The sequence below is a fragment of the Levilactobacillus hammesii DSM 16381 genome, from assembly GCF_001434395.1.
Lineage (GTDB): Bacteria > Bacillota > Bacilli > Lactobacillales > Lactobacillaceae > Levilactobacillus > Levilactobacillus hammesii.
Window position 1 is genome coordinate 191,681 of the sequence record NZ_AZFS01000061.1, and the last position, 24,204, is coordinate 215,884.

Annotated in this window: 19 protein-coding genes and 2 pseudogenes; 3 read left to right on the forward strand and 18 right to left on the reverse strand. The window is 49.7% G+C overall.

Going from position 1 to position 24,204, the window contains the following annotated elements:
* Positions 1–109 precede the first annotated feature (109 nt).
* The 5 genes from FD28_RS09670 to FD28_RS09685 all read right to left on the reverse strand — a co-directional run bounded on the left by FD28_RS09670 (position 110) and on the right by FD28_RS09685 (position 4,996).
* Entirely contained in the window at positions 110–667 is a 558-nt protein-coding gene (locus tag FD28_RS09670; RefSeq protein ID WP_057734839.1) for a hypothetical protein, read from the reverse strand.
* A gap of 448 nt (positions 668–1,115) precedes the next feature.
* Complete coding sequence (locus tag FD28_RS13535) at positions 1,116–1,247, reverse strand: hypothetical protein (RefSeq protein ID WP_268888936.1); 132 nt, start codon at positions 1,245–1,247, stop codon at positions 1,116–1,118.
* A gap of 139 nt (positions 1,248–1,386) precedes the next feature.
* Positions 1,387–2,352, reverse strand: a complete 966-nt coding sequence (locus tag FD28_RS09675; protein WP_057734840.1) for a beta-galactosidase small subunit — start codon at positions 2,350–2,352, stop codon at positions 1,387–1,389.
* Positions 2,336–4,222 (reverse strand): glycoside hydrolase family 2 TIM barrel-domain containing protein, encoded by a 1,887-nt coding sequence (locus FD28_RS09680; RefSeq protein WP_057734841.1) that lies wholly within the window; start codon positions 4,220–4,222, stop codon positions 2,336–2,338. Before FD28_RS09680 ends, FD28_RS09675 begins: the two co-directional genes overlap by 17 nt.
* A 252-nt stretch (positions 4,223–4,474) precedes the next feature.
* Positions 4,475–4,996, reverse strand: a complete 522-nt coding sequence (locus FD28_RS09685) for a helix-turn-helix domain-containing protein (protein WP_057734842.1) — start codon at positions 4,994–4,996, stop codon at positions 4,475–4,477.
* 209 nt (positions 4,997–5,205) lie between these two features.
* Between FD28_RS09685 and FD28_RS09690 the strand changes: the two genes are divergently transcribed.
* Positions 5,206–6,105, forward strand: coding sequence for a hypothetical protein (locus FD28_RS09690; RefSeq protein ID WP_057734843.1), 900 nt, complete (start codon positions 5,206–5,208; stop codon positions 6,103–6,105).
* Positions 6,106–6,204: 99 nt separating this feature from the next.
* Here FD28_RS09690 and FD28_RS09695 read toward each other — a convergent pair whose 3' ends face one another.
* The 9 genes and pseudogenes from FD28_RS09695 to FD28_RS09730 form a co-directional block, all read right to left on the reverse strand.
* Entirely contained in the window at positions 6,205–7,020 is an 816-nt protein-coding gene (locus FD28_RS09695; RefSeq protein ID WP_057734844.1) for a DUF2399 domain-containing protein, read from the reverse strand.
* Entirely contained in the window at positions 7,004–10,135 is a 3,132-nt protein-coding gene (locus FD28_RS13475) for an SbcC/MukB-like Walker B domain-containing protein (protein WP_057734845.1), read from the reverse strand. The genes FD28_RS09695 and FD28_RS13475 overlap by 17 nt, the downstream gene beginning before the upstream one ends.
* Position 10,136: 1 nt before the next feature.
* The gene (locus tag FD28_RS09705; RefSeq protein WP_191982171.1) at positions 10,137–10,895 is read right to left on the reverse strand and encodes a hypothetical protein; all 759 of its coding nucleotides are present in this window, start codon (positions 10,893–10,895) and stop codon (positions 10,137–10,139) included.
* Between the two features lie 39 nt (positions 10,896–10,934).
* Entirely contained in the window at positions 10,935–12,002 is a 1,068-nt protein-coding gene (locus FD28_RS09710) for an IS30 family transposase (protein ID WP_235806832.1), read from the reverse strand.
* Positions 12,003–12,096: 94 nt separating this feature from the next.
* A pseudogene (locus FD28_RS13570) lies at positions 12,097–12,609 on the reverse strand (collagen-binding domain-containing protein); the annotation flags it as partial.
* 483 nt (positions 12,610–13,092) lie between these two features.
* Positions 13,093–13,203: pseudogene (locus tag FD28_RS13575) on the reverse strand (KxYKxGKxW signal peptide domain-containing protein); the annotation flags it as partial.
* A 295-nt stretch (positions 13,204–13,498) separates the two neighbouring features.
* Positions 13,499–15,811, reverse strand: a complete 2,313-nt coding sequence (locus tag FD28_RS09720) for a MucBP domain-containing protein (protein WP_057734847.1) — start codon at positions 15,809–15,811, stop codon at positions 13,499–13,501.
* A 476-nt stretch (positions 15,812–16,287) separates the two neighbouring features.
* Positions 16,288–16,683 carry a hypothetical protein gene (locus FD28_RS09725; protein WP_057734848.1) on the reverse strand — a complete coding sequence of 132 codons (396 nt, stop codon included), beginning with the start codon at positions 16,681–16,683 and terminating at the stop codon, positions 16,288–16,290.
* A gap of 305 nt (positions 16,684–16,988) precedes the next feature.
* The gene (locus FD28_RS09730) at positions 16,989–17,696 is read right to left on the reverse strand and encodes an MIP/aquaporin family protein (RefSeq protein ID WP_057734849.1); all 708 of its coding nucleotides are present in this window, start codon (positions 17,694–17,696) and stop codon (positions 16,989–16,991) included.
* Between the two features lie 274 nt (positions 17,697–17,970).
* Here FD28_RS09730 and FD28_RS09735 point away from each other — a divergent pair, with 274 nt between their 5' ends.
* The gene (locus FD28_RS09735) at positions 17,971–18,750 is read left to right on the forward strand and encodes a C40 family peptidase (RefSeq protein WP_191982172.1); all 780 of its coding nucleotides are present in this window, start codon (positions 17,971–17,973) and stop codon (positions 18,748–18,750) included.
* A 129-nt stretch (positions 18,751–18,879) separates the two neighbouring features.
* Here FD28_RS09735 and FD28_RS09740 read toward each other — a convergent pair whose 3' ends face one another.
* From FD28_RS09740 to FD28_RS09750, 3 genes are all read right to left on the reverse strand, one after another.
* A complete protein-coding gene (locus FD28_RS09740; protein WP_057734851.1) occupies positions 18,880–19,308 on the reverse strand; it encodes a Spx/MgsR family RNA polymerase-binding regulatory protein in 429 nt (142 codons plus the stop codon).
* 451 nt (positions 19,309–19,759) lie between these two features.
* Positions 19,760–21,583 carry a glycoside hydrolase family protein gene (locus FD28_RS09745; protein WP_057734852.1) on the reverse strand — a complete coding sequence of 608 codons (1,824 nt, stop codon included), beginning with the start codon at positions 21,581–21,583 and terminating at the stop codon, positions 19,760–19,762.
* 150 nt (positions 21,584–21,733) lie between these two features.
* Positions 21,734–22,117 carry a MarR family winged helix-turn-helix transcriptional regulator gene (locus tag FD28_RS09750; RefSeq protein WP_057734853.1) on the reverse strand — a complete coding sequence of 128 codons (384 nt, stop codon included), beginning with the start codon at positions 22,115–22,117 and terminating at the stop codon, positions 21,734–21,736.
* 263 nt (positions 22,118–22,380) lie between these two features.
* Between FD28_RS09750 and FD28_RS09755 the strand changes: the two genes are divergently transcribed.
* The gene (locus tag FD28_RS09755; RefSeq protein WP_057734854.1) at positions 22,381–23,199 is read left to right on the forward strand and encodes a Cof-type HAD-IIB family hydrolase; all 819 of its coding nucleotides are present in this window, start codon (positions 22,381–22,383) and stop codon (positions 23,197–23,199) included.
* Between the two features lie 14 nt (positions 23,200–23,213).
* Here FD28_RS09755 and FD28_RS09760 read toward each other — a convergent pair whose 3' ends face one another.
* Entirely contained in the window at positions 23,214–24,062 is an 849-nt protein-coding gene (locus tag FD28_RS09760) for an alpha/beta hydrolase (RefSeq protein ID WP_057734855.1), read from the reverse strand.
* Positions 24,063–24,204: the final 142 nt, after the last annotated feature.

Here is a 24,204-nt window from a genome sequence, read left to right on the forward strand (position 1 = left end):
GAAAAAAGTTCTCGGCGGAAGTAGTTTCCTGTTGGCTCACGTTTCAACGAGATCGGTTCGGCGTCAAAAAAGGCCTGGGCTGTTGTCCCAGGCCCTTGTGCAATATCACCTAGCCAAACGTAAACCCGCTACCATGGCCGCCATAATTTGTAAATTTACCGTTATGTTCATTAATGCCCCAAACGATGTATACCCGATTACCGACCCGCTTCAGCTTCTCCTTCATAAAGGAGATATCATCTTTCCCATTGATATAGTAAGCGTAATGAATATTCGCCGGATCCTTATGATGTTTCAACTTCTGCAGCTTAGCCGTGTATTTCTTATTAAGCTTATTAATTTTAGTGGTCAGCGTCTTGGCCTGTCGCGTCGTATAAACCCGACCTTTTTCACGCGCCACCGTCTTCTTCAACTGCTTGAGTACCTTAATCTTGTGTTGAAGAACCGCTTTCCAGGCCTTTGACAACCCCTTGGCATTCAAGGTAACAGACTTCAAAGTCTGCTTGTCTTTCTTGACCGCCGTGGCTCTTTCCGTTTGCGTCAGCTGTTTGTCGATCGACTTAGCCAAAGCCGGTGTTGCGGATAATCCCAAACCCAAAGCCATCATAAAAGTGACTAAACATAATCCAATAACACGGTGCCAGTTTCCGGACTCTACGCGTTGCATAAAAACTCCTCCTTGCGCTGATCGCCAACGTTAACCTTGCGTCAATTCATCTAAAATATTATCCATCTTTTATCAGAATTATAATAACCAGTCAAACACTTTGATCCTGCTTAAATCTTGTTGTAACGCTGTTTTAATCGATACCATCTTATTGACTATCAAAACTATACCATCCCCCGGAACCCGTGACAAGCATCCAAACCGCGCCCAGACTGTTACGACGCATTTTCCTTCATTGGTCTAATTTCCCCTAGGTTTATCAATCAAGCGTGCCCCTTGCCTAAATTCAATTGGTTCGAATTTACCTATGATTATCTTTGTGGTCACGTTCACCCGCGTACGCGTATTAACCCCAAAATAGGGTGACCAACGCCTGACGTTAGCCACCCCACCTTGAGTCTCATCTTAAACTAAAAAAGCCGAGCGATTCTGAAGATAACTCATTTCGTCAAAAATACTGCTGCCAATAGAGCTGTTCCATCAAAAAGAACGGCTGGGGAATCCGCGGACAGTGCTGACTCAGCACATGACCACCAATCACCGCCAGCAATAACATTAACACTAAGAATACCGATTTCATGTCGTCTACCACCCATTCCAGCAAAAACTGAGTTAGAAATTTTCGACGAATTTCTAACTCAGTCACTGATGATTTCTGTTGCTGATTATAGCATCTCAAACTGGTTTTCTCGCGACAGTTGCTTTCCTAGTCACACCCGTTAATTTTGGACACTCGCCGCAATCTCAAAATGAAAGTCGTGGTCCACGTCCCCCGCAATGTGATACTGCGGTTCAACGTCTGCACCCCAACTGTCGATACCACCGACACCCCGCACGGCGCCATAGATCGTGAGCACCGTGCGCCGCGGCGTTGGCAATTCTTCTTGGTGCGTGGCATTTTCCAATTCACTGGGCGTGTACGGCAGGCAACTGAAGGCCAGCGGTGCATCCTGCCGTTTGACCGTTAACTGGAAAGGCTCATGATCGGGGTCGGCGTTGTTTAACGTCCGTTCCCGCGTCACGGTCACCCAGTCCGTCGCCATGTGCATCCCGCACTCCTGCGGAACCAGGTATGGTGTCACGGGCAACCCAGCGACGTGATACGTTCCCGGTTGACCACCCGCCATGCGGTCCGGATAGGTCTCCCCCGAGAGCCCCTGATAGTCGAAGCCACTGGCCGGCGTGGGCATGATGAAGCGTAATCCCAGTGCCGGGAGCTCCGGCAAACCAGCTACCCCGTGGTAATGGACGGCCACGGTTAGTCCGCCATCCGCGTTCACATCATAGGTGACATCAACCGTTGTCGCGGGAACGGTCGGCGTCGTGTAGGTAAAGGTGATCCCCACCGTCGTTGCCGTCTCATGATCGGTATACCGGTTGTTTTCCGGGGCGATTGGCAGCGGAATCGACTGACCATCCACCCGCACAGCAACCGCCGTGCAGTGTGTAAACAGGTCGGCACCCAACCACATGGCAGACTGCCGGGAGAACCCATTTCCCCGGTCATTATCCGTGGTGGCCCGCCAGAAGGCTGGCACCGGCGTCCGGTAGAGCCACTCCTTACCATAGCGCACCAGGGATTCTAGGCCACCCCGGTCGTAGGCAAAAATATAGCGGAAGTGAGGGCCACTCACCCCCAACGTCACATCACCAAAGATTAGATTTAATTTAGTTGTGTTGGCCATAGTAATAGCGCACCTCCTGTAAAGCTGGCTTAGGTGTCCGGTCTGCAAAGAGCAGCCCATCTCCAGAAAATTCATAATCGGCGTGGCGGTCATCAAAGTCCCCACCGTAATGCAGGACGGACTTTCCGGTAACTGGATCCTTAACCCAGAGTGCCTGGTCAATGAAGTCCCAGATAAAGCCACCCTGATACATCGGGTAACGGTCAATCAACTGTGCGTAGCTGGCCATGCCACCCAGGGAATTCCCCATATCATGCATATACTCACAGTCCAAGAACGGTTTGGCCGGACGCTCCTGTAAATATTTTTCGATCTCACGGGGCGGATTGTACATCCGGCTTTCCACATCAGAAATCCGATCGGCGTAGGCCCGGTTCTGAAAGACCCCTTCATAGTGGGTTAACCGGGTTGGGTCAGCTTGGTGGTAGTAGGCATCCATAGCGGCCAGGTCTTCACCCGCGTAAGATTCATTTCCCAACGACCAGAATAAAATGGCCGGGTGATTTTTAAACATCTCATAGTTACTCTTGGCGCGATCGAGCACCGCCAGCTGCCACTGCGGTAAGCTCCCGGGAACGTTATAGGACGGCTCCACGACCCCCATCTTCTGCCAGGTGCCGTGGGTTTCCAGGTTATTCTCCGCCATCATGTAGATGCCGTTGCGGTCACACAGGTCATACCAGACCGGCTGATCCGGGTAGTGACAGGTCCGCACGGCGTTGATGTTATTCTCGCGAAAAGTCTGTAGGTCACTGGTCATGTCGGCCATCGTGACCGCCCGACCGCGATGCGCATCCCACTCATGACGGTTAACGCCATTTATAATCAGGCGTTCGCCATTGAGGGTCATCACTTTATCCTTGAGTTCAAAGCGACGGAAGCCCACCGGATAAGGCACGACTTCGACCACAGCACCGGTTGCATCGGTCAACGTCACCAACAGCCGGTAGAGATAAGGATCGTGATGGTTCCAGAGGTGAACATGTGGTAGAGTCGTATCCAACTTCACCGTCTCAGCTAACGCGTGTTCCGCGGTCCACACGGGTTGACCCGTCGCATCCTGTAAGGTCAGCTGAACCGCACCAACTAGCTGTTCGGCCGCTGACAACTGTAGCGCCAAGGTCAGTTGGCCCGTCGTCAATGCCGGATCTACCCCGGCCCGAATCGTCAGATCCTCCAAGTGAAGCGCTGGCTTAGCGACCAACCGGACACTCCGGAAGATCCCCGAGAAACGAAACATGTCCTGGTCCTCGAGAAAGGCCGCCGTACTGTGTTTAAAGACTTCCACCGCCAGCAGATTCTCCCCAGGTTGCAGGTAACGGGTCAGATCGAACTCAGAGCGACTAAAGCTGTCCTCGGCATAACCGACGAACTGGCCGTTCAGCCACAGGAACATGGCCTGCTCAACGCCATCAAATTCGATGCTAACCCGCCGATGTTGCAAACCCGGTTGCAGGGTGAAGCGTTTGACGTAAGCGCCCACGGTGTTCTCGGGATCGGTACTGAACATCCCGCGTTCCGGCTGATCGGCACCTTGACTGTAAGCGGGGCGGCGATAGTGCTTCCCCTCCCAGGGATAGGCCGTGTTGATATACTGAATCTGACCATATCCGGCCAGCTCGATGTGCCCTGGCACAGTCAATTGGTCAAAGTCCGAGCGATCATAATCTGGTTGATAGAAGCCCACTGGCCGGTGCTGGGGATCGCGGGCAAATTGAAAGCCCCAGGGACCATCCAAGCTCTGAACGAACTGACTTTGCTGCTGGTCAGCCTCGGCTTCAGTCGCATAAGCCCGATGGTCACTGTGTGCGGGCGCCTGATTGATGCGAAATGTTTGCGGATCATCAAGCCACGTCAAATCTGCTTTCATCTGATTACATCCTTTCTAAAACGGTTACAATACGTTCATTATACAACGTTAATCGCCTAGAATGACGAATCGATGAGGCCTTTATTTGGAAAATGCCAGTCCGTCTACGACGCGTACGCTCCAAAATTTCCCGGGTTATTTTTCTGAACTTAAAAAACGATAACGTCCCAGATGCTTTTACAATGCACGCTTCCCCCAAATAACGCTTTGCTGAATTTCAAAAAAGGCCAGCATCTATACTGACCTTTCAGACTATCCCTGTGTTCGTAAGCCATCGCCAAAACCAATCAAGACATCCGCCATCTGTGGCAACAGCAACAAGGCCAAAATCACGATTGCCAAACCAATCACCACTCGTGTCAACGGCGCGCTCCGCTGCCGTTGCTGGCGATAAATGAGTCCCATCAGTACCAGAACGCCCACGAGAACCGGCGTCTGCACCCAATCCGTCATAGTCGCCACCGACACGCCCAGGCTCAACATCCCAATAGCTAGTGGAATGGCGATCCCCAGTCCACAAACAGCGATAAGACCCAGTGGCGCGGTTACCGGCCGCTTCAAAGTTTTCACTAACCGGTCATCTCCCCGGATCAACTCATCAATCGTGACGTTGAAAGTATCACTAAGCAACAGCACATTGGCGAAACTTGGGAGCGTGGTTCCCTGTTCCCAAGTCGAAATGGACTGACGGGAAATCTTTAGTCGCTCCGCTAGCACCTGTTGCGACCATCCCCGTGACTCACGTTGGATTTTAATCTGTTCACCAATTGTCAACACAATCCCCTCCTCTGAAACTAAATTCAGTCTACACAACTTGGCCGATAAATACCCGCATGGTTTGCTTGCTCTGGAAAATTCCGAAATATATAACCCGGGTTAACCGCCGAAATTCGCGGCACAAAAGAACATTTGTTCGTTTATTTTTCTGAAAGTTTCCGGTATACTGAACGTATCTCAATTTTCGTAGGAGGCTAGGTCACCGCATGCACAAGTTCTTTAAATTCAGTGTCGGGCTGTTAGCCTTTTTGGCAGCATTAGTTGTCGGCACCCGGCCAATCAGTGCCCAAACCGAAAAGCCCAGTGCACTGGTTAAGGTCGGTAACTTTACGGCCAGCACTGACTTTCTCAATCTCAGTCAATACTTTGAATTAACCCGGACCATTAAGGTGAAGGTCAATTTCGTGCCAACACACAAGGTTGGTCACGCCATCAGCCGCGACCTCACCCTGCCAGTCGGCACGGTGGTGGCCGGTAATCTCACGAGCACCAAATCGGGCGACTTTCTGGTCCCCACCCTGCAACTCTATTTGGCCCGCCTAAGCTATCCGCTGATTCAACAGAGTGCACCGGTCGGTTACACCATCGACCCGGGTGCCGGTGCCTACGATCCACAGGCGACGTTGAAGGCCACGGATAAGCTTACCGCCTTCAAGCGCATCTCGGCCCCAAAATTCATGCCAGCCTACAGCCACGGCGATTTGTATCTAGGTGGGGCCAAGGCCGCCCTGAGTGCCGAGGAGACGACCACGGCCAGCATTCGCGTCACACCGGATGGCTACGTGGAATACATGACCTACGATGACAAGGCTAACGCGGGATTGGGCTTCATGCAAAAGCCCACCGGAATGGCTAAGATCACCAAAACTAGCTTTCACGATCCTTACCGGGTGCTGTATTTCAGCCACAGTCTGACGGGACTTAAGACCAAACGCGTGAGTCACAGTGGCCCCTATCAGTACAGTCTCACCCTTAAAAACTTACATGATCCCCAACACAACGCCGGTAACGAGGACAACGGAATTGCCGGTACCTTTGATAGTCTGTACCGAATCAGTGGTCGGACATACTTTACGTTCATTGGCTATGATGGGGTTAGCGGTTAACTAAAAAAACGGATGACGTGATTGCGCCATCCGTTTTTTAAACCGCAAATTTCTGTGCAAAGACCGATTCAGTAGATCGTCATTTACCTACTGGCAGACTTATAGGCAATCTTCTTTCAGCCAAGCCGCGATTAACCGCTCATACACCGCAATCAGCTGCTCTTGCTCAACAAAGACACCAAACAAGTGAATAGAATCTAATTCTTGCTGAAAGATCGGTGTTTGTACCGTTAGCTGCCGTGTTCGTTTGACGTTGACCTTTCCCATCATCGTTAACCATCTCGCAACATTCGCCGGTGATTGAATCGCTGTGAATGTCGCTACCGGTGTCCGCCGAAGCTTGCGAAAAAGGTTGTCCGCCATCTGAATACCGCGGCTATCCAGATCGCCGATGTAAGTAAACGCCATGCCACGGGCTTCCAGGCGTTGGATAAGCCTTACATACGCCGTATTAAAATCATTTCCCGACTGATTAATCAGTGGCCAATCCGGATGCAACTTTGCTAACCAAATGAAGACACCATTGTTCTCCACAATCACCGCCCGTTGAGTCGCTAACGGATAGTCTCCCAATGCCGAGATTTGCCATGGATTCAGCGTCAACGGTTGTGGTAAGTCCGTTCGAAAAACATTCGTGCAGGTAAAAGCCATACCGATCATTTTTGCCGACAATTCATTCACCGGCTGACCGTTAAAACAGTTTTCCAACACCCATTGATAATAGTCGTACACTGCCGGATTTTCATGCGCATCATTCAGGCTGTGTGCCGTCAACCCCAGATCAACCGCCTGTTGCCCCCGTGGTGGCAGCAATTCTCCCTTCGCAATTTTAGCAAAAAGGGCATCTAGTTTGGCCGCCTCTGCCGGCGCCTTCCGTGACATCGCTTCCTCATAGGCCTTACGATACGGACTCATGGACGGCCTCCCAAGTCAACGCTTTATGGACCTGATTCAAATGGAATCGCTGGTCATTATCAGCTTTGGGGGCAATCACCTCGTAGGCGATGTTATCCACACCATCGGCTAAAATTTTATTCTGGGCGCCACCGGGCATCGTTGCAATAAAGTTGAAACCAAAACGGGCAATCGTCTTCGCAAACGATTTGGCCGTTTCCGGATCCAACTTATCCGCAAACTCATCGAACATGACGAGGTAAGGGGCATCGGTCAAACTGGCCTGTCGCAGAACCATCTTAGGAACCAACAACAACGGCAGCACCATCGCTTGCGCCTTTTCAGCCCCCGATCCACCGGACTGAACAAATTTATCATCAACCTCTTCATAATGATTCTCATCGCTCTGCCGGCGTTTGATCAAGACCTTGAAATCCGACCACTGCCGCGTATCCAACATTTCCTGCGCCTTGTGCATGAAGGCTTCATCATCGTCAGCGACCGACAAGTCATTGGCCAGCTTCCGCAAACGATCCGAAATTTCGGCTTCCAGATTTGGCCGTTGCGTCAATTGTGGATTTCGTGCCTCCGCAATCACCTGAGCCGTCACATTGGCCGGCGTTAAGGCAACCTTCAACTTAATACTCTGCTCGCGGCTGACACCTTCACTCAGCATCTGATTGTAACTATCGATTAAGTTATATTGTGTCATAATGGTACTGATAGCCGATGCCAAGTAATACTGCTGAGCCGCATCATTTCCGGATTGAAGCACCGACAACGCTTGTTCCACGTGAGACTCATCCGATTTCATCAAAATAATCGCATCATTGATGCCAAAAGCGACCACATTCAATTCATTTTTTATCACAGACCGTTGCTGACGCATCGCACTGGCTTCCGCCGTATGTCCCCGTTCCTCGAATACGGTGTCCAACGCATTACGATCGATGCCATCCTGATTATTATGGTGAATTAATTTACTAATCTGACTGGATAAATCTTCAAAATGACTGTTCCGAACCTCACTGGCATGCCCCTGAACAAACGCTAAAACGTCTTCTGCCGTCGCTAAGTTGACCTGCTCGGGCCGGTATGGCGATAGCGTCTGTAAGGCCGCTTCAATGCGCTGACGTAATTCGGCTAGCGCCTGTTGCTGTTGTGTCATGTCAGCGGTCAACGTCTTGATTTCCCCCTGAGCGGTCGCTTGTTGACCACTAAAGTCTTGTTGTTGGTCGCGTAAACGATGTTGTTCCATCTCCACCTGCTTGATCTTGTCGTTAATCGTCAAATCGACTACCAAGGCATCTCGCCGCTGTGTCACGGTGGCGATCTCTGCCGTAACCAGGTCTTCATCGAAGCCCGATTCCATCGACCCTTGGACATCCTGAATTCGGCCAATCAAGTCGGACTGCTTCTCAGCTAATCGCTGGCTTTTCTGCTCGCTAACCGTCAATTTTGCCAAGATATCGGCCAGCGCCTGTTGCTTGTCAGAAAGCTCCGCCAGCTTCGTAGGCGTTGCTAAGTTTGCTTTCAAATCAGAATGTGCCTTCAGTAATTCTTGTTGATGGTCCACCAACCGCTGGAACTCGGCATTCATTTTAGCCGCTCCGGCTTCATGAACCTCCTGGTTATCCTGATGCAAGTCCTTCCGCACGCGAGACTGCAAGGCACCACTAGCATGTTGATCGATTCGACTGTCTAATTCGCCCTGCATGTCCGTCACAATTTGAACATCTTGGCTCACGTGCTGCTTCGCCCGTTCGTCGTCTTGATAGCGTTGGCACAACCGCTGTTGCTCACGTACGTAGCTTGCCAATCGTTTAGCCAATACGGCAGGATCAACTTCACTTACGACTTGCATGAGCTCGGTTAAGCCAGTGGCCCGCGTTGCCAAATCCGTTAACAGTGGTCGTAACTGAGACTCATGCAGATTCTTTTGCTGGGTCGTCAGTTCCGCCAGTTGTTCCGCAATCGCTGTCGCCTGATCCTCTAGCTCCGCCAATCGCTGCTTTTGCTGGCGATATTGCTTTAACCGCCGTTCCAAATCAACCAGCCGCTGTTCGTACTGTTTGCGTTGTTCCGCAATCGTCGCCTGATTGGCTTTTTCTTGCCGCAACTTTTTCAGAGTCAGCGTGGATTGTTCTAAGTTAGTCTGCAAAAGCGCCAACTTCTTCTCAAATTTAACGATCCGTTGCTTGGCCTGCACACACTTCTCTTGCTTCATCTCATAGTCATGCTGTGTTTGGCTATACGCCTGCAACATGCGTTCATCGATCCGATTTAAGTTTCGCCAAAAAATCTCTTTTTTCATTTTTTGTAAACGATCCTGAGCTCGCCGAATTCGCTGCAAACTGCCGTTGGTCCGATTAACCTCACGTTGTGCCGAAGCCACGTCATTGATGATTTGCGCATCAATTCCCTCCTGCGCATTCTTTAAGGCCTCACGAATCGGCGTGAAGCGGGCATTACCAGCCGTTAAAATTGGTGACGCCAATAACCGGTAAACAGCAGCCAATTTGGTCAGCTCCGTACCGCTACTGAAACCGTAAACTTTGGTCGCCACGTAGGTGTGATACTCCTCGACCGTTTTAAAGACATGAAACTGCTTGCCTAGATCTTCGTTAGCCGCGACAAAGTCTGCATATTCTAGGCTTGCGCCCGCCTCATCAGTCGTGACCACATCAACTGGCGTCGTCACATCAGTGGTTAACACCACGAACCACCACGTTGGCTGGCGTTTCTCACTCACATTACGGTGTGCCCCGATCCCTAGGATGGCTTGTCGCTGAGCGGATTGCAGCCGCAGATAACTGTAGCCGGTGCGCACCTTCATTGCACCTGGCCCCCACCCCAACAACATGCTGTTAAATGTCCGCATATCGCGAGAACTGTTCCGTGGCCCCGTCGTACGGTCAACCCGATCCGTTCCCCTCGCCGGATTAAATGACGGCGTGGCGATTGAACCATCGATAAGCATTGGGAAGAAGCAGTTCGCTAAGGTCGTCTTCCCAGCGGCGTTTTCACCGATGAGGGTCAGGTTCCCATTAACCGCCGCTGGCATGTCTAACGTCTGGTACTTGTTGAAATTTCTTAGGTGAAAACTCACCGGTGATAAATGTTCTTGTAACTGCATATTAAGCGTCCCCTTCGTCTGCCGTGTGCATCGCGAATCGGTGTACCAACGGCGTCGCCATCACATAACCATCCTGAACGCGCGCCAACGCATTATCGCGGAGGGCTTCCTTGACCAAACTAATATTGATAGGATACCCCGGTAAAACCTGTTCTGAGACCTGGTGAATCCGCGTTGATAATTGCTCTTCTGGAATACCAACGCCTAGTGAACGCGCGACGCCAACGGCAATGACAAACGGCTTAGCGGTACTAGGCGTCCGCCGCTCATCCAGTAGCAAGGCATAGTCATCGCCACACTCCAATACGAACCGATTTGTCTGGCGCCACTGATCGGCAATAATGATCTTATTGGCAATTAAGTCCGGCCATAGTCGCGACGAAGCGGATAAGAAGCGTTGATTGAGTAACGCCCGATTGACCCGCTGCGTGGCCGTTAACTCTGGTAACTGATGGGCCACTTGCAACTGATCCACCAAACACTGCGCAATAAAATTAAAATCTGGACTGACATCCCAATACTCCTCAACCTCCTGGGCCTGATCGTCTTGTTCCGTTTCAGGCTCGTCTTCAGTAAAAAGACCCAGTTGCTGCACAAACAGGTCAATAATCTGCCGACGAATTTCTTTTTCGTCCAGGTTGACGACCTCACTGTGCACCTGTCGAACCACCGTTCTGACATCCACCACCCGGTCCAACTGCGTGTTCTGGAGTTCTGGTAAATTAATAATCGCCGAAAATTGCAAGAACAAGTTAGCCACACAAAACAGCCCCAGGATATTCCGATATCAAGATGGTGCCTAGGCCAAGCGCTGAGCCGAGCCGGCGGCGATGGCGAAGCGTTCGGCCGGTGTGTCGTAGTCTAGTAGACGACGAGGTGAACCGTTTAGCTTGGCTTGGATAGTGGCGATCCTAGCGGGGCTCACCGTATCCAGTGACAAACCTTTAGGTAAATCACGTCGTATCATGCGATTGTGGACTTCATTCGTGCCCCGTTCACATGATGTGTACGGATGGGCAAAATAGACAGGTGCCGTGTCGGCCATGACGGCCGCTAGGGTCGAGAATTCTGGACCGTTATCGGCGGTAATTGAACGAATCAGGTGACCATATTGACGTTTGATATCTTGCATGGCATAAGCGACCGAATCCGCATCACGGCCGTCAATTAATCGCAAAATGGCAGTTCGGGTTTGACGTTCGATCAAGTTCAACACGACGCTCTCATGCCCATTACGCTTACCAACGATCGTATCAATTTCGAAGTGACCGAATTCCGAGCGATCATTGGCCGCCTGCGACCGTTCTTCGATCCCGGGGCCGAGCCGCTTTTTGTTTTTAGGAATGTAATGGTGAGCGATGCGGCGCTGGGTCTTCTCCGTTAAATCGATATTGCGAATCTCTAAAAGTTGGGCATCAATATAGTGGTAAAGGGTCGACGTCGAGACCATCTCTTCCGCAAGAAATTTACAGTCGTGTTTGGCCCGACCAACCGCCTCATCCGGTGACCAGTCATCGGCCTTAAAGTGCTCTACAAAGTAGTTTAAGAAGGCTTGGCATTGGTCAAATTTGGAGGAACGGTGGCACCTTAAGCGATTCATCAGATAACGCGTGTGAGCGGCGTCTGGTAGGTATTTTGAAAAGGGCCGAAGCTTCCCGTTGACGCGCTTAACCTGACGCGTCTGGCCCCGTCTAAGCTCGTTATTGATTGTTTGTGGACAAACACCGATCGACTTAGCGATAGCGCGGTTAGAGGCACCAGCAGCGTGTAAAGCGGCAATGATTCCACGTTCAATTTCGGTCAAATGGTGACCCTTGCGACGAGATATGGTAAGCTGTTCTTGCATCAAGACGAAAACCTCTTTCATTGTTTGTGTAGGAACTTCAATGATACCGGATTTTTTCGTCTTGGTGTTTTTATTTTGTGTTAAAAGCAGTGGCTAACTTGATTTTAAAACTCGCCCGGTTATTTTGATCGGTAAAGTCGCTATTGCTATAGCTGGCCTCACTCTTTTTGTTGGCTAACGACTCATTCGTCGCCTTCAATTTGGCAAACTCAGCGTCGAAATCGATGTAGGTCTGGCCATTTTTGTCTTGGTAGACTTCATTGGCGACCAAGTGATCGATGTAAACGCCATTGACCGTTGGCCGGTTAGGGTTGCTGATATCCACGTTGAGGCCTTCACCGAAGATGACCTTGTTGTCACGCGTTGCCCCCGAAGAAACAAAGGAGCTGTTCGCCAATTTGGTGAAGTTCTGTATGTAAGAAATATCTTTATCGAGAAGTTCTTCGACGATGTTGGTCCCAAAGTTAACGTTCCCCGTCAGATTTTGTACGGCCAAGTTCCCATTGGTGTGGGCGTTCAGCTCCGCTTCACGCGCAAAGATATGGAAGACGGAGGAAACCCCTAGCAGGTTATCGAGGTCAGGAAAATCATCGTAAACACTCCCACCATCCTGAACGGTGGCTTCCGCTAGCGGCTGAACCGCCGTGGTTACCTTGGGCAGTTTGCGCTGTGCATTGGCTAAAGCACTGGCAATTTTGGCTTTGGTGTTCTGGACTGACTTGTGCGCTAAACTTTCCCTGAGTAAAGCTGCACGAGAATTGACGTGACTCAGCTTCTTAGTCTTCTTGTTAGTAGGCGCCTTCACCTTTTTTTGAAGCGTTTTCTTGCTCAACTGATTACCTGATGATTCATTACTGGTGACCGTATCCTTGTTAACTGACGTCACAGCCGTGGCCTTGGAATCTTTCGTCACTTGACCGCCGTTACCAACATTTTGCGGCGCCTGGTTACTATTGCTGTCGACGCTACTCGTGATTTTACTATTGGATTGGCTATCACTGCTACTGTTGGCACTGCTCGTACTATCGTTGCCAACATCGCCACTGCTGCTAACACTCTTCCCCGAAACTAATGAAGACGTCGCTGAGCTACTGTTACTGCTCTCAGCCGCCGCACTGGCAGTTACCGTGGTGCCACCCCCAATGGCAAGCACAATCGCACAGGCGAAGACCCACTTGCGACCATCTTTATACATCTTGAAATGTGTCCGCTTCATTTCCATCTTATTGTTTCCCTACCTTTCATCCAAAGTACACCTCCATTTTCGTCCTCTCACGTCAAACATTCAACGTCATTTTGAAATTATTTTTTAGTTTAACAAATTAACCTGTATGCCATTTATCCAAATAACCTTTCTGTCTAATTGTAAATCGCCCCCCTAATCGCCCGTGAGTTGCGGAGCGAAAAATAATTGAGACTGAAACTCAACTTTTTTCGTTAGTATTAGTAAGGAGGGACGAAAAAAACGGCACCGACCGTTGGCTGTCAGTGCCGCTTACTTAAGACGATGCTCACAATTATTGATGCCGTTTAAAGATAAATCCAGTCAACGCACCACCAATGAGTAGTGCCAGTCCGGCCCATGGTGAAACGGTCTCCCCATCCGTCTGTGGTAAAGTTGTGGCCGTTTGCTTTGCCGCGTGCCGCGTGGTGTTCTGCTTCGTTGTTGTCGTTGTGGCTGCTAAGCTGATAGGACTGGTTTTAGCTGGTGCCGTCTTGTCAGCCTTCGCTGTCACAGTTTTTGCTGTTACCGTCTTCTCTGGCACAGCCTGATCTGCGGCTCCGCTGGTCACCGGCTCGCCCTCATCATCAACAACGGGGGCTGTCGGCGCAATCTCATCACCATCGCCACCTGACGTTACGGCTTGATAGGTAAAGGTCACCGTTTGCCCGTCAGCGGTGTACGTACCCGTTGCCACACCATTGCCGACCAATTTATAGCCAGCCAGGGTTGGGGCCGTGATCGTAAAGCGGTCGCCCACGTGACCCGATTGCTGACTCTGGCTGATGACTTTCCCGTCCTGATCGACGTTAACCACGTTTACCAGCCCAGTCGTGACGCCCGGGTCAGGCGTTCCAGGATTACCGGGATCAACCGGCACTTCGTTTTCAATCTTAAAGGTAATATAGGCACTATACCCCCACAGCGCGCCGTAGCTCTGGTTAATCACGTGGATGGTGTAAGTGCCATCCGGAACATCCTGTTTAGCCGTAAAGTTCAACGCGACCTGATGACCCGAAACCCGCTGAACGCTGAACCAATCCGTAGCGTCCTCGGCCGTTGCCGCCCAAGCTGCAATATCTGAGGTTGGTAAGTTGGGATCAAGGTCCCCGTAAGCAATCGTCACGCCATTGGTCAATGCCGCCGTCCAGGTACCTTCGTTGTCATCAATTTGTCCGGTGTTCATGTCCTGGAAGCCCGTAACGACGCCGGTAACGGGATCAAAGGTCCGCTGATCCGCACTGAGTTTGTATGTGTGCCCAATTAAGCGTTGGTAAACCCCATAGTTTACGGTCGGCTGACCATCCTGGTCCAGCACCTGAATGACCCCATTACTCAGATGGTTAAACATATAGGTGAGCTCTCCACGATAGCCACTCAGATCAGGCAAGGACCCCGTTAGCTGGTTGTAAGAAACGTCCAGTGTGGTCATTGCTGGCCAGGTGCCAACATTGGGAAAGCCCCCACTTAGCTGATTGTGGCTGACGTCTACGGACCAGAGATTTGGTAACATGCTCAGATCCGGAATCTGCCCCGTCAATTGATTATTCGGCAGATAAATCATGGTTAACTTCGTGTACTTACTGAGATCCGGAATACTCCCGGTCAGATAGCTATTGCCAAATTTCAGGAAACTCAGATTTAAGTTCTGACTCAGGTAGGTATTCATAATCCTGGTCAGGTCATGATTGGCCCCGTCGTCAGCTAAATATAAACTGATATGACTCAGCTGCGGGACGACCGTAAAGTCAATCAACGCCGACACGGGGATCGACATGCGCGTGAAATTTAGACTGTGCAAATTCTTAAAATAGGCCAATCCCGTAAAGTCAGTAACTATCGGCGCACCAATCGTATCATCAAGAGACGTCAGCTTATCAACATATTGGTAAAGATTACTTTCCGTAACGACATACATTGGCGCACCATTATAGCTTGACGCTTCACGATTAAGTTGTTTTATAATCGCATCCCGTAGCGCCGCATCCGGAATCCACACGCTAGCATCAACCCCATCGATGGGTGAAGGTGCAGCGGGAGCGGCCAGCGCAACGGCTGGCGCTTGCATTCTTTCAGCAGTCACATCATTGGCATCCACACCGGACCCATCGTTCGTATCCTCTGGTGGCATCTGGCCATCTGGCTGATTGCCTTCTGACTGTTCCACCCCATCAGCTGCTGGCTCGTTCACTTTCTGATTTGCCTCAGGATCGACATCGGGTGTGTCGGGTGTGTCGGGTGTGTCGGGTGCATCCGTTGTCTTGGTCTCTTCTGGTTGGGTGTCTTCTGGATCAACCGGATCCGCAGTCACCGGCTTATCCGGGGTAGACGTCTTTTCTGTCTGCTCTGGATTGTCCGCTAAATCTTCCTTTGCTGCTGGCTCAACCGTCACCGGTGTCTTCAGTGTCACCTGCTGGGCCGGTTCAGTTACTTGCTCGGTCTTCGCTGCGGTGGCATCCGGGCTACTAGTACTATCGGCCCGGGCCGTTTCGGTGGCCCCCATCAAACCCACGCCTAAGGTTACGGCCGTAATACTGGCAACAACCCAGTGTTTCCCTGCCTTATAGCTCTTATAGTGAACCTTAGCCTCACTAGTCATTTTATTCATGAGATTTTCCTCCTCAACCTTTACGCGGCAGTCCATTAAGTAATTGGTAGCTCTTTAGGTTACACATTATGAGATGTGGATAAATCATTATGATTATATTGTAACCGATTTCACAGCCGCTTAATAGGTCGCTTCCTGACCAGTTTTCGTTTTAATTAGTTGATTTGGAGAACTAATAGCCCCGCTTTCCTCAACGAAATCTCTGTACCTATACCGTCAAGAGGCTTTCCGCAAGGGCATAATGTTTTATCGGAGACAAGTTTAATGCCAATAACCATTGTTAGGTAATCGTATTATCATCCTCTTATCGGACAATTATCAAAAAATGTTACTTTTCTGACCTAACATTAGGATAACCACTCACACTATCCCTGACAAAAGGAACGTGGGCCCAACTATTGGCCGCAAAAAAAGGCGCTGAGAGTTTTGTCCCAGGCCCTTCAAAACACGCTATTCATCAGCAAACCGCCACACTTTCACGGACGTTTTTCCTTAATCCCCAGTAACCCCAACAGCGTCAGCAGTATTCCCAGTCCCCAGAATGAGGATGACTGCCGTCCTTCACGTGGTGACCACATAGCGGCTTTCATACCGCTCACCATCGTAGAATCACCGACCACGCCCTTGATTGATTTTTGCGGTGTAACCGTTGTCATTTCTGTCGTTGTCTCATCTAGCAGCATCTCACTCTCGACGGCCAAGCGTTGCGCTGAATCAAACTGCACGGCGGTAACTTCCGTACGGCGAGAGGCCCGCGCATTCACACTGCCGATCGTCAAAATCAAGGCACCACCCGCAGTCGCCAACAACATTCCCAATAGAACTTTTTGAGCCATCACATGCCCAATCCCCGTCACGTCTCGTTTAACCATCCAAATTCTCCCCCGAATCAAAATCATTTAAAGTTGGGTGCATGTGTCTCCTGATTACTGGACATCGCACCAACGCAATCAGTATAGCGACTCCAATCGTTCTGGCGGCAGAATCGTTAAAAATTAACGCCAATCATCCCCACCGTGACTTTTCATAAACCAACGTCTTATCTTCTCAATTAGACTCTTCTACAGGCAGTCAAAAAGCGGCGATTCGCAGGGAATCGTCGCTTCAGCTAAGTATGAATTTTCTAATTTATCCCCATACGCTGCTAACCGGCGCTATCTGACATTTTCGCAGCCCTTTACTTAATCCAAGCCTGCAATCCCGCTGCCAACAAGCCACCCAGCAAAGGTCCAAACATGGGCACCCACGCGTAGCTCCATTCGGCGGAACCACCGTTAGGGACGGGAAGGATCGTGTACGCCAGCCGTGGGCTCCAATCCCGCGCTGGATTAATCGCAAATCCAGTGGTACTCCCCAAACACATCCCAATCGTCATAATGAGAATCCCCACCATGAAGGGTTTTAACCCCTGCGTAAAGTCTCCCATATTCAACAGGATAAAGATGAAAGCCCACGTCGCAACGACTTCAGAAACGAAATTAAAGAACGGATTCTTGATCGCTGGTCGCGTGGCAAAAATCCCCACGCTGTTGCCAGCAGCCTCATCGGGTGTCGCTTTAAAGTGCGGATAAAACTGGAAAATGGCAATGGCTGCCCCCACGAAGGCGCCTAAGAATTGGCCCGCCAAGTAGGGCATGACCTGCGCCCAGGGAAAGAAACCAAAGGCGGCAAAGCCAATCGTCACGGCTGGATTCAGATGACCATCTGAGCCTAACATCCCGGCAACATAGACCCCCATGGTCACAGCCATCCCCCAAGCGATGCTGACAAACGCCCAGTTACTCCCAGTCGCATACGTCTTTTTCAAGTTGATTCCGGCCCCGGTCCCGGTTCCCAAGAGGATCAAAATCAGGGTTCCGAAGAACTCGCCAATAAAACCATTCATAAAGTGACACCCACCTTGTTATATTTTTCGGTGCAATTTTAAAACTATTCATAGTCTACCATACCTACCAGCTAAAGAAACGCTTGATTTTACGCCATCTTCGTCACCATTATTATCGTTATATTTTCATCCAACCCTTGTAATATTACAGCAGTTAGTCAAAGCGTAATCGCAATAATATTCTCACGTAACTCTCCTGTAAAACTAATGGGCTATCTTAGGAGATGGACTTAAGCGCTAACAAATTTTTACATAACAAGGATGGCTATTAATCATGACGATGAAGAAAATTGGACTAGCGGTAGCATTTGCCGCCGCAATCGTTCCCGCAATTAATCTAGGCACCACCACGGCTCACGCCAACAGCACCAACACTATTGTCAGCACCAGCAACATGACGGACACGTCTTACGTTCGTAAGAGCGCCACGGGCTGGACCTACAACTTGGGTGGTACCGCCACGAACATGACCTTTGGGAAAAAGACCCACTACCTCAAAAATTACCCCAATACAACCTGGCACGCGACTAAAAAACGCTACATCATCAAAAAGAACGGCGTCAAGTACCTTTACTACTACGTCACTAACGGCCGCAAAACGGCCTCTGGTTGGATCTGGCACGGTTACTTGCAAGCCAAGAACTACGCCCACACCACGACGACCAACAACGTCACGACCGGTAACGGCTCCTACGCCGCTGTTTTGAAGGAAGCCAAGGCCCAATTGGGTAAGCCTTATGTTTACGGTGGTAACGGGGCTAGCTCATTCGACTGTTCTGGTTTTACCAAGTACGTGTTCAGTAAGGCCATCGGGCAAACGCTGCCACGGACCGCGCAGGAACAATACAACACTTACACCCACGTCAGTGCCAAGAATGCTAAGGCCGGTGACCTGATCTTCTTCGGTACCAGCGCAAGCAACATCACCCACTGTGGGATCTACCTGGGCAACAACCAGATGATTGACGCACAATTACGTGGCGTGGTCACCGAGGCCACCAACGTCTCCTGGTGGCACACGGTCGGCTACTCCCGTCCCGCAACATTAAGCTAAGTAAAAGTACGGCACAAGTCGCGATGATTATCGCGGCTTTTTCTATGAGATGACTTTGAAAAACGGAGGTCACGACGCAAAAAAAAGGTTGCTGCTCACAATGAGCCGCAACCTTTTACATCTTCATTACTATGCTGGTGAAACATCCAGGTTCTTGTTGCCACCGTTCAGGATCTTGAAGAAACTAGCCAGTTCCTTCTTCCGGTAAGCAGCGGGCACGAACTCGCGGATGGTCTCCAAATCAAAGCCAGTCGCTAACTTGTTACGATCAACCACGATCGGGTTCTTTAAGATTCCGGGGTTCTTTTGTAACAGGTCAACCAGCTCATTCATCCCCATATCTTGGACTGAATCTGGTAAAGCCTTGTAAGCCTTAGAACGGGTAGAGATCAAATCGTCAGTCCCGTCTTCAGTCAGGGATAACATGTATAAAATTTCGTCACGTGTTAATGGTTGTTTTTTGATGTCACGAGCAGTAAAGATGGCGTCGTGGTTAGCAAGCCACTTCATAGCCTTCGTTACCGCAGTAGTCTTAGCATGAAAGTACATTTTAATCATAGAATCGCCCTCCAATTGTCTTCTCTTCGATGAGGTACTTGATTTAGCACTCTTTTGTTGGAGTGCTAATTTATATTTCTTATTGTACACCACAATGAGAAATGATGAAACCCATTACGCTCAGCTCAGTCCACCTTTTAAGACTTTCGCAAGATTCTCGCCAACGGGTGATTTAACAACAATCCCAGTCTGCCGGGCTTAAACCAAGCTTAACAGTTGAATCTACCTTTCTAGGACCGAAATATGAAATTTTTATGAATTTGTTAGGGCTTACATTTTTAGCACGCTCATGAAAGCCTAACCCCACCTAAAGGCCAGATTTCTTAAAGGTTGGAAACAGTTTACCATTTTTCATGGCTGGTTGTCTTTGATTTAAATCAATCCTAAAAAAAACATCAGCTGACCAAATTGATCAGCTGATGCTTTCTAATGATAGAAATTCACTAAACGCTTATGAATCCAAATCGAATGCCAGGGCCCGTGTCCACAGACCATTACTCATTTGATAATAGGTCGACACGTTACCATTGGAATCCGTCCGCTTAACGCGGTGTGTGATGGTCATTCGCCGAGCGGAAATGTCAGCCGTGGTCCCCTTTTGCTTCGCCAATAATGGATCGTTGTATGGCTGCGTGTAAACAGGGTAGACCTTCATCAAGGTCAGCGTCCGATCATAAGATTCGCTCTTGAACGTATCAAACTTCAAAGCGCCTTGTCGAATCCAATACTTCTTAGCGGTCGTACTCTTGCTAAACCGAATACGATACCACTTACCCGTATCAGCCGTTGCTCGCATATCGACATAGACCCGTTTGTTTTTGATACTCTTCCAATCGAACTTCAAGACGTTCCAGTTCTTATGACCGCGAATGTGGTTGTAGACCGCATACGTCTTGTACTTCGCCGCTAGCTGAGCGTGTTGCGTTGCCAAACCAGAGTAGTACTTTTCAGACTTGTTCGTCTGCTTGCGCTTCTTCAGCTTCTGCGACGTTGCGTTGCTTACCGACGTCGATGTAATTGGCTGATGTGCTGTCACGGGTGCTTTTTGTGGCTTAGCCTTTTTAATCGTGTTATTCGCAATATCAATCGTGTCACCAGTCAGTGCAAAGTTACTCTTCACAAAGGAAGCGCCCTTCTTTTGTGTCGTCACCTTGTTGCCGGTAATGGAAACGTCCGTCATTGGATTGTCCGCATCGGAACTATCCAAGAAGACGTACTGCTTCGTTGGATTAACATTGGTAAACGTATTGTCTTCAATATTTAAGTTGGTCATGTTGTAGTTGGACTCTGCATTGTAAAGATAGATGTAGTTCCCAGAACCTAACACGTGTTGATTAATAAACTTGTTTCCCGTAATCCACAGGTTAGAGATTCCCTTGAAATGAATCGTGGCCACGCCATCATCCATCAAAGGCTTAGGATCAACGACCGTATTATTCGTAAAGTAGACATTGTGGATAATGCCAGCCTTACCATGCCCATAAACCGCATGTTCCCCAATTGGGTTCGGTGCATAGGATTGTACCTGACCTGACTTCTTGGAAACAGGCAAGAATTGGTTATTTGTCACTTTAACATTGTAAGTTGGGAGGTTATCGTACTGGTCACCAGGGTTTTTGTAAGACATCGCCTTGGCATTGGAGTAGTCAACTTGTATCGCTTCCTTAAAGTCCTGTGACCCATTGAACCCCGTGAAGACGGAGTTGGATACCGTAATATCATGACTCCCATCCAAATCAATGTAATGGCCAGTTGGTGATTCGGCGTTATCGAAGACACACTTATCAAATGTGACATTCGTCGCATGGTGGACACTTTGGGTGAAGACACTCTGTCCCAATGAGGTATTATCCCCTTGGAACGTGGCGCCTTCCCACTTAACGTTGCTGATCCCACCATCGTAGCCAGCTTCAGGACTCGGATAGACGAAGTTTACCCGGTTGCCAGAAGTGATCCGGAAGACGGCACCCTTGTCGAACTTAAACGTAATATTTGAATGCAACTTAATGTTGCCGGCATCAAACACGTAGGTTCCCTTAGGCACGTGAACCGTGAGATCATCGCTGTCCCACTTGTCCAACATGTCCTGCAGTGCCTCATTGTTAACGGTCTTAGCATCTCCGGCCATGCCCTGGTGCTTGGCATTAATCGTCGTTGCCGCTTGGGCCACGATGGTATTAGCCGGCTGTGGCGTGCCTGGCAAACCGTTCAGTCCCAGGACAGTCGCCCCCATTGCGACCGTCGCCAACAAACCGAGTTTTACCCTCAAATTCAAAAAATCCCCTCCAGTTTAAAATTCTTCCAACAGTTCCATTATAAGCTAAGACACTAAAGCGTTGGGTCATCTTAACCTAATTGTCACACGAATGAAAGATTCTAGTCGCAAAGGGGAATTTCTTTTCAATTGTAAATTAAGTTTAAATCCTTACATTAATTTGGCAATGTCGTTGTGCAAACCGTCCAGGCGTTCAACCACTTGGCCGCGAACAGACGTGTAAACTTTGACACCATCTGGCGTTAACTTCAGGTTGTGTTGCCGACGATCAACTGTTGAAGCGATACTTTCAATTAAACCAGCCCGTAATAGCCGTGAGATTTGGCCAGAGATCATCGACTTAGAAACGCCGATTTGACCGGCAAACTTAGTGGGCGTGAATTCCTCGCGCTGAGTCGTGATAGCATGTAACAAGTTGAATTGTTCCAGAGAAATCGTGATCTCCTCCGTTTTAATCGTTGTTACTGGCCGCATAATCTTTTGGAGTTGGGAAAACCATTCCAAGGATTGGTTCAAATCGTTAGTTTGCGTCATTTTTTGCTTTCTTCCTTTCCAGTTGAACTATAAAGGTAAGCGCAACAAAAACATGTTACTATTCTTACCCGCTAACCATTCATTATAGCCCTCATTTTCAGCCTTTATGTTACCGATTCATTAATAGTTTATAGCATTACGAATGAAAAAACTAGTGATACGCAATCATTTTGTCATATTTCTTCCAGATTAGAACATTGAATTCAGAAACAGAAGCCCGTATGATTAAAGTTAATAAAAAATAAACGATTAAGGAGCTTGGTATGACACAAATTAAAATGATTGCCACCGACGTCGATGGCACGTTCTTAAATCAGGATCGTCGCTACAATCAAGCACGTTTTGCGCAACAATTACAACAGCTTCAAGAAGCGGGGATCCGGTTCGTCGTGGCTAGTGGCAACCACTTGGGCCACCTTCACCGCGTCTTCGCGCCAACCCCAGCCGTTCAAACCTTTGTAGCCGAAAATGGTGGGTTGGTTGTGGACCACGGCGAGACCCTCTTCGAAGATATTATTCCGACACCGACTGTCCATCAAATTGTGGCGGACATTTTGGCAGATCCGGCTTTGCGGCCCCAAGTTCTCCGCCTCTCCGGTGCTCATGGCACCTACATCAATCGCCGTGATCATCCCAGTGATGAAGCCGCACAACGTTACTTTTTCAACAACATTGTCCTCGTGGACGATCTGACTCAGGTCGAAGACACCATTTACAAGATCAATGGCGAATGGGCCAACGAGACCATCCAGCAACTCGCCGCCCAACTGAACCAACGATTTCCCGACCAAATCAACGCGATGGCGAGTGGTTTTGGCAGTATTGACATTGTCGCCGCCCACATGAACAAAGCCATTGGGATCACCCGACTCGCGCAGTCTTGGGGTATCGCACCGGAAGAGATCGCCGCTTTCGGTGACAACGACAACGATCGTGACATGCTGGCCCACGTGGGTTTAGGGGTGGCCATGAAGAACGGCACAGAAACCGTGAAGGCGGTCGCGAACCTCATTACCCCTACGGATAACAATCACGACGGCGTACTCGACGTCATCGATCATATTTTAGCAGGTGAAGTTTAAAGCTAGCTAAATTTTCAGCCGTTAACCGAGTTTGGGTTGGCGGCTTTTTGATTATCACCCCAGATAGTTTTACCGATGAACCGCCACATTCTCGGCGAGGCGTGCAATTGACCATGACTCGTCCGTGGCACGTGTATTTCCCGATACACCACTGAGCTAGCCGCGAGAACTGGCCGCAGCGCGCGAACCTGTTGCACCGGAACAGAACCATCCGTCTGACGGCCTGTTAGCGTGCCATAGACGTTAATGACCGTTTCCCGACCATTCGCCCGCAAATGATGTCCCGCGGCTCTCAGTCGCTGATAAGCCACATCAGCGGGGCCACCTGTGACACTCTCGTCCACTGGTGCACCCAGCAAGAGTAAACGTCGCAATTGGGGTAAATCTGTGGCCTGGCCATGAAGCAACCAGCTGTGAATCGCCGCACTGCCACCCCAAGAGTGGGCAACCGCGTTGTAGGCGGTCACCCCGTAGCGTTGCTTGAGGACACGCAAAATTTGGGTGATCCACCCAATCTGGGGCTGATAATCCCGCGTTAGGCTGTGGTCAAACAGCACCTGAATTAACGGATTCGTTGCCAGGCCATCCCAATGCCCCACAAAATGGGGATTTCCACGCCAGTCAACGCGCACCGTCAAAACCTTATGACCGTACCCCTGCTGAGCCAGCCACCGCAATAACCGATTATAGGTCCAGGCGTGGCCACCCCATCCCGGAATAAAGAGGGTTGGTGTCCGGTCATAACGGACATCCGACCGCCGTACGGTTAAGGGTTGCGGTGCAACCGCCAAGCGACTGACCCACCGGTAACTTAACCAACTTCCGATGACGACCGTGGGCAGCCAATGCCATTTAAGAGTCAATACAATCCCCCCTAAACTAATCTATTATGCCAGTTCCTTTGATTGTGTACAAGTGAAAATTTGTTCAGTCCACATTTGTTATGATGACTTCAAACATTTCAAAATTTATCCGCACAAAGAATGATAGCACTAAAACATCGCC